General features: G+C 58.3%; 4 protein-coding genes. 1 reads left to right on the forward strand and 3 read right to left on the reverse strand.

The window, feature by feature from the left end; translation table 11 throughout:
- The first annotated feature begins 155 nt into the window (after nt 1-155).
- Nucleotides 156-5,066 (forward strand): DEAD/DEAH box helicase, encoded by a 4,911-nt coding sequence (locus tag NUW23_01795; GenBank protein MCR4424912.1) that lies wholly within the window; start codon nt 156-158, stop codon nt 5,064-5,066.
- 109 nt (nt 5,067-5,175) lie between these two features.
- Here NUW23_01795 and NUW23_01800 read toward each other — a convergent pair whose 3' ends face one another.
- The 3 genes from NUW23_01800 to NUW23_01810 form a co-directional block, all read right to left on the reverse strand.
- The gene (locus NUW23_01800; GenBank protein MCR4424913.1) at nt 5,176-5,490 is read right to left on the reverse strand and encodes a hypothetical protein; all 315 of its coding nucleotides are present in this window, start codon (nt 5,488-5,490) and stop codon (nt 5,176-5,178) included.
- Between the two features lie 476 nt (nt 5,491-5,966).
- Nucleotides 5,967-6,389 carry a PIN domain-containing protein gene (locus NUW23_01805; GenBank protein MCR4424914.1) on the reverse strand — a complete coding sequence of 141 codons (423 nt, stop codon included), beginning with the start codon at nt 6,387-6,389 and terminating at the stop codon, nt 5,967-5,969.
- Entirely contained in the window at nt 6,386-6,622 is a 237-nt protein-coding gene (locus NUW23_01810; protein MCR4424915.1) for a CopG family transcriptional regulator, read from the reverse strand. Before NUW23_01810 ends, NUW23_01805 begins: the two co-directional genes overlap by 4 nt.
- Nucleotides 6,623-6,743 lie beyond the last annotated feature (121 nt).

A 6,743-nucleotide genomic window follows, 5' to 3' on the forward strand; every position in this document is an offset into this window, starting at 1 on the left:
GTGGCAGACAGTTCGTTTCGCCCCATCCCGATCGCCACTAGGCTGAGCGTGTCGTCCGGCAGTCGCGATGGGTCCTGGGCAGCGTCTCTAGCAAATGCGTACCTGGAATTGGGCCGACAACTAGTTGGAGGGTACGCACAAGGAGGGGATGGGATGTGAGCATCCACCCAATCAGGACCAGCAACGCAATAACAGAGGCTTACCGCGGGTATCTCTCCACAACCTTCCAGTTCTCAGATAGACGACTGCGAGAGCAATTCCACTCGCAACTTCAGCAGTCTGGAAGGCTTGTCCGCGGTCCCATGGTTCAGGCGTCTCCGCCGTTCATGAAGGGGGCGACGCTGGGCAATCTAGTCGAGGACGGAATCCTCTCGCCGATGTTGCGGCGGCTTCCCCGAAGGAAGCTGAATACGCCCTTGTACGTCCATCAGGAACAGGCTATACGCAAGATGGTGACGGGAGGACGGAACGTTGTAGTTGCGACAGGGACCGGCAGCGGTAAGACGGAGTGCTTCATGATCCCCATCTGCGACTACCTGTTGCGTCAATGCGAGGTTGGTTCACTCGGCCCGGGAGTGCGCGCGCTGTTGCTGTATCCCATGAACGCCTTGGCCAACGATCAAGTTACGAGGCTGAGAGAACTCCTTGAACCTTTCACGCGCATCACTTTCGGACGCTATACAGGCGAGACTCTGGAAGACAAGGGTCCGGCTACCGATTCCTATAGGAGCCTCTTTAGGCGCGATCCGCTCCCGAACGAACTTGTGTCCAGGAAAGAGATGCAGGATAGTCCCCCCAACATCCTGATAACCAACTACGCCATGTTGGAGTACCTCCTGCTTCGTCCGGAGGACCATGCCTTTTTTGGCGGGTCCTTTGCCACGTCATGGCGCTTTCTGGTTCTTGATGAAGCACATACCTACTCCGGCGCAAAGGGCATCGAGACCGCTATGCTGCTCCGCAGAGTGAAGGACCGCGTGGTTGCCGGCGTGGCGGGGAGACTCCAGTGCGTCGCTACGAGCGCCACATTGGGCCAAGGGGTGTCAGACGCTGGACAGATCATGGAATTCGCCAGCCGTCTCTTCGGTGAAGAATTCTGCTATGACCGTGAGGACCCGGACCGTCAGGACCTCGTTATCGCAAGGCGGGAAGAGGTGGGGAGCGGTTCGGTTTGGGGGAGGCCGCATCCGCGCCTGTACCCCGAATGGCAGAAGGTAGTGTCGGAATTTGATGGGGCGGAGGCCGTGGCGCACTTCGCGGAGATCGGCGCCTGCTGTGGCGTTCCCCCTGATCTAATAAGCCAAACCATAGCTAAACGGGGGTCGTGTGTTGACGGTTTCCTTTTCGATATCCTGTCGGGGGACGGGAACATCGTTGACGCCCGGCGATGCTTGAACGATGCCCCACGTGACATGCTGGAATTATCAGAAGAGCTGTTTGGAGCGGGTGCGACCAGGCTCGACGCTGGGAGAAACTTCGCCGCTATGATCAGCCTTGCAGTAAGGGCGAGGGAGGATGAGGGGCTCACTCCGTTGTTGCCTGCGCGTTACCATTTGATGCTCAGAGCGCTGAACGGGGCGTACATATCGTTTATGCCCGAGCTCAGGCTGCATCTAGACCATTGCGCGCGGGTTCCGTATGGGCGCGAGAACCAAGAGACTGCAGTTGCGTATGAAGTTGGGTTGTGCAAGAACTGCGGTGCCGCCTACGTACTGGGCAGGCAGGAAGAAACGCCTGATGGGCCGCGGCTTGTTCCTACATCCCCCAATGGCCGGGACGGCAGATGGTACGCGGTGAAGGAACTATCGGACCCCAATGAAATCTTTGCGGACGAGGATGAGGACGATACCGTCGAGCCCGATGACGGAACCGATGCCGAGTGGGACCTATGCCCCGTGTGTGGAGCGATCAGCCCCCCGGCCACGATAACGCCTGCGTGTGGGTGCGGCGTACGCGCACTTAGGCTGCTCGCAGGCAAGTCCGGAGCCAAGCGGGTAAGCAAGTGCGTGATATGCGGCGCGCTGGACAACAAGTCGGGGGTGGTTCGTAGAGTCTCGGGCACCGATGCCGCGGCGTGCAGCGTTGCGGCCACTGCGCTGTACAAGGAACTTAATCTGAGCGCAGACAGGCCGACTCCGACGACGGTTCCGGTTGACACGAAAGTGGAGTACGGTGAGGACGGATGGCCTATCCGCCCGTCGGACACCGACCTTAAAGGTGCGGGTCCTGCGAAGCTCCTGGCTTTCTCCGACAGCCGACAGGACGCCGCGTACTTCGCGCCCTATGTCCAGGCAAGTTATGATCGAATGCGACGGCGCAACATCGTTGCGAATACGGCCCGAGAAATCCTCAGTGATCAAGATGACACTCCGGTCATGATGCCGGATCTGTGGAGACGTGTGGAGGCGCGCCTTCGCTCCATTTCATCGACCTCCTGGCAGTCGGAGCGAGAAGCTGGCGAGGAGGCGCGCAAGTGGGTGATACAGGAATTCATGGGGCGGGACCGAAACGGCTTGGAACGCCTGGGCCTGCTCGGGTTCGAGCTGTCGAAGCCGGCTCAATGGCGTCCTATGCCGTACTACTCCATGACGTGGGGCTTGGAAGAAGATGAGGTGTGGAGCCTCTACCAGATCATGCTGGATTCGCTGCGGGTAGGGGGCGCCATCGTATTCCCGGAAGGTGTCGACCCCACTGATCCCCTGTTCGAGCCGCGCAACTTCGAAGTCTCCGTGCGCCTTTCAGGAAGAGATGCATCAGCCCATGTCATATCTTGGAGCCCCTCCAGGCCACGTCCGGGCAATAAGCGTTCTGACTACCTTATGCGGCTGGCTGCCAGAATTGGACTTCAGGGTGAGCACGTGGAGATTGTGAAGAAGCTCCTTGACAATATGTGGGTGAAGGACCTTGCCCCGCACGACCGGCGCAGTCCGTGGGAGGGCTACTTTAAGCCGATAGATGATCAACGCAACGGCGCAGGATACCGTCTCGTTCCGGCGAAGTGGCGGATCCTCGCCCACGGCACGCCCCATGAACCTCGATGGTACACCTGCGACACCTGTGGCCGGTTGACCCTTCACAACGTACGTGGCGTCTGCCCGCAGTATAGGTGTCCGGGGAGTCTTCACTCTATCGACATCTCGGAGCGCATAGCGGCAAACCACTATGTGCAGTTGTACGCGGCGAGGGACTTCCCGTGGGAGATGCGCTCCGAAGAACATACCGCCCAACTCAAGCCCGAAGCCGCGGCCAGGTTTCAGACCGAATTCCAGACCGGGCGCATCAATTTGCTTAGTTGCTCGACGACATTTGAACTAGGGGTTGATCTCGGCGACCTCGAGGCGGTGTTAATGAGAAACATGCCCCCCTCCCCTGCGAACTACGTTCAGCGCGCAGGCCGAGCCGGCAGGCGCAAGAGCACGGCCGCGATCGCCGTCACGTACGCTCAGAACCGCCCGCATGACTCGTTCTACTATACCCGGCCTGAGGACATGCTCAGAGGAAGCATAAAACCTCCCCATTTCAACATCAACAATGAGAGAATCGTGCTGCGGCATATCTACGCCGCTGCATTAGCCGCCTTTTGGCGGGATCACGGAACCTATCTGGATAGAGTCAAGGACTTCTTCTTCAACCCCGAAGGGTCCGGCGTGAACCGCCTCAGAGCCTATCTGGAAGCAAGGCCCGAGTCTCTGAAAAGAAGCCTTCAGAGAATAGTGCCTGACGAGATCCGGGAGCGATTGGGCGTTGAGTCGTGGGCCTGGGTTAACAAGCTTCTGGCGCCAGTTGACGGCCCAGAGGCGGACTTGCCCGACTCCGGCGACGAGCCAGGACCGCTTGCGCTTGCACAGCAAGAAGTGGTTCAAGACATAGACGCCCTCGAAAGAAGATACCGCAAATTGGCTGATGAGTGCAAGCCTGTGGATCACCTAGCAAGGATCATGGAGACGATAAAGGGCCGCTATCTCATCAACTACCTATCTAGTAGGAATGTCTTGCCGCGATACGGATTCCCTGTGGACGTGGTCAACCTCGATCTGAAGCTGAATCAATGGGCCGACGGAAGCATCGAACTCGAACGCGACCTGAGACTGGCGATTTCGGAGTACGCGCCGGATTCGAAAGTCGTCGCTCGGGGCAAAGTGTGGACGAGCCGGTACATTGCCAAGATGCCACAGAGAAGCTGGGTGCAGTACTATTATCACACCTGCTCACAGTGCGGAAACTATGTGACCAAGCTAGACGTGGGAGACGGAGACCAGAGTGCGCATTGCGGCGTCTGCGGCACGCCCGTGTCCTGCCCCAAGCGGTTCATAGTACCTGAGTTTGGGTTTCTGGCGGATCCTCGACGCCCCGATGAGCCTGGCGAAGAGAGGCCGGAGCGCACTTACTCGACTAGGGTCTTCTTCTCGGGCATCTCAGGCGACGATGCCCGGGATGAGCTGATTCTGCCGTATGGAGTGGTGCGCGTGAGTACATCAAGAGCAGGGAGGCTCGCAGTCATCAATGAGGCCGGCGGGCCGTTGTTCCTCACATGCTACTCGTGCGGCCATGCGACGGTGGGAGACGTCAGGCACTCCAAGAGCTCTCACAAGGACCCCTATGGGCGCGACTGTGACGGCAAACTCTTCAAGGCAGCCCTCGGACACGAGTTCCTGACAGACATCGCCAGGTTGGAATTCGAGCCTAGTTGGGACGCTCGCGACTGTTTCTGGTATTCTCTGCTTTACGGCATCATCGAAGGCGCAAGCATGGCGCTGGGCATTGAGCGGAACGAGATCGACGGCTGTCTTCAGTTCGGAGTGAACGCGGGTTTGACCGCGAGCTTGGTCCTGTTTGACGCAATCCCGGGCGGAGTTGGCCACGTACAACGTCTCAGATCGGCAGATGCCTTGCGAGAGACTTTGGTCGCCACTCTTGTGAGACTTGGCTCCTGCGAATGCGGCGGGCCGGACGGCGACGCGAGCTGCTACCGGTGTTTGCGTAACTACAGCAACCAGTTCTGTCACGATCGGCTCAACAGGGGTGCAGTCATCAGATTCCTGGAGACACTGGGAGTCGGTGTCTAACTCGGTCGCGAAGGAGAACCGATGGAGTAGCCTACTGATCTGGCAAGGCGCTGTCACCGAGTACCCTGAGAGAATTCCTGCGCCCCAACCGGGGTCGAAATTGAAGCCGTTATTGCATGCTGACTATCTCGAGGATCAACCGTACGCCATCTGCAAACCCATTTCGGTACATCAGGTTGTCGTTTCGGCTTTGGCAATCAACGATGGCCTCTAGGAGTGTCTCAAACTCCTCGCGTTGGGAGTCAGATAGTGCGAGCCTGAAATGATCGGCAAGAGTGTCCACCCGACGATCTGCTTGGCCATATGGGGATTGTGAATGGCTTCGCTCCCACTCTACTTTCTCTACGCGGTTGACGATTAGATTCTGCAGTTCCATCGAAAGCGAATTCGTGAGTTCAGTGAGACTGTGCCCCAAGACACCCATCCGCTTGACCTCCTAGTGGAATAACTCCCCTGTGCGGTCGCTGTTCGCCACCGTGTATCGCATTGTTTCCATCGGATGCCTCCATTATTCATGAATTGGATATTCTCCTCAAGCGCTTGTGCAAACGTGACGCACATTGTCTGGTGGCAGATCCCGTGTCGGGGTACGAGCTTTCTCAATACGACTTCTAGTTCACGGATGTTGTCCGATCCGAAGCGGGCAAGGAACCTGTTCAACTGTGACTGATCAGGATATCGCTACGTGCTGAACAGGTTAGCGCTTGCTTTGTCCAAATGGGGCAGCCCGACGACTGCCCTGCCGTCTATCTGGATCACTGTGATTGACGCCGCAGCTGGGCAAGTAGTTGAGGTCACGGTCGTTCGATGAGGGGAATCGGGCGCCGTGGCAGCTTGCCGAAGGGTTGATGTGCCCCTTTCCGAGGCTGCCTCGGTCGGCTCTCGATGAGCGCGCGGGAGTCATCTGTCGTGTATATGTAGCTCAGGCACGCACAGGAAACCCTGCTCTGCGAAGTGGGTGTCGAAACCGAATACCCTCGTCATTTCCCGCCGGCGCATGATTGCGAAACTCACGCAGTCCACCAAGCTGAGATTCCTTCGGTCTGCGACGAGCAAAGCGGCAACCGCGGAATCATGCATACCTCGATCTGCCCATTCAATCTCCAGCACCGGGCATACACATTCGTGAAACGCCCTCACGGCCTCCATCCCGAGTCTGCGCTGCACGAGGGCAGTCGTCTCCACCAAGACGTAGTTGCTAGACACCAGAATAGCACCGCTCAAGAGCAGCTCTTCCCAGGTGGCGCGTGCCTGCTCGTGGTTGAAGTCGCTGGAACTCAGTATCGCGAGGAACGCCGATGTATCGATGAAGACGCTCGTCATCGGAAATCCTCTCCCAGGTACTTGTCGTGGTTCGCCGAGAGATCCGTCTCCACCGATCTGAACTGTCCGGCAACGGTGAGCGCGCGCCGAACCCGATTCTCGCGTGACGCTCCGCTCCTGCCTGCTATGACCATGTCTGCCCCCCGTCGGATCAGCTCCGCGATGGACACACCCTCTGAATTGGCCATCGCCCTCAGTGCTTGAACCTGTTCCTCCGTAAGCTGCACCTGCATGCGAATCACGCATATCCCCCCTGGCTTCGCATGGTTGGCTTGCCACCATCATGATAGCACATCTATACCCCATGATCACACCGCTGCATGATGAACTATCTGAAGCTCCCGGAAGGTTGCC

Source organism: Bacillota bacterium, from assembly GCA_024655925.1.
Lineage (GTDB): Bacteria > Bacillota > DTU025 > DTU025 > JANLFS01 > JANLFS01.

Excerpts from the sequence above, each read along its gene's own strand:
- NUW23_01800 (MCR4424913.1), bottom strand. The coding sequence starts at position 5,490 with ATGGGTGTCTTGGGGCACAGTCTCACTGAACTCACGAATTCGCTTTCG.
- NUW23_01805 (MCR4424914.1), bottom strand. The coding sequence starts at position 6,389 with ATGACGAGCGTCTTCATCGATACATCGGCGTTCCTCGCGATACTGAGT.
- NUW23_01810 (MCR4424915.1), bottom strand. The coding sequence starts at position 6,622 with ATGCAGGTGCAGCTTACGGAGGAACAGGTTCAAGCACTGAGGGCGATG.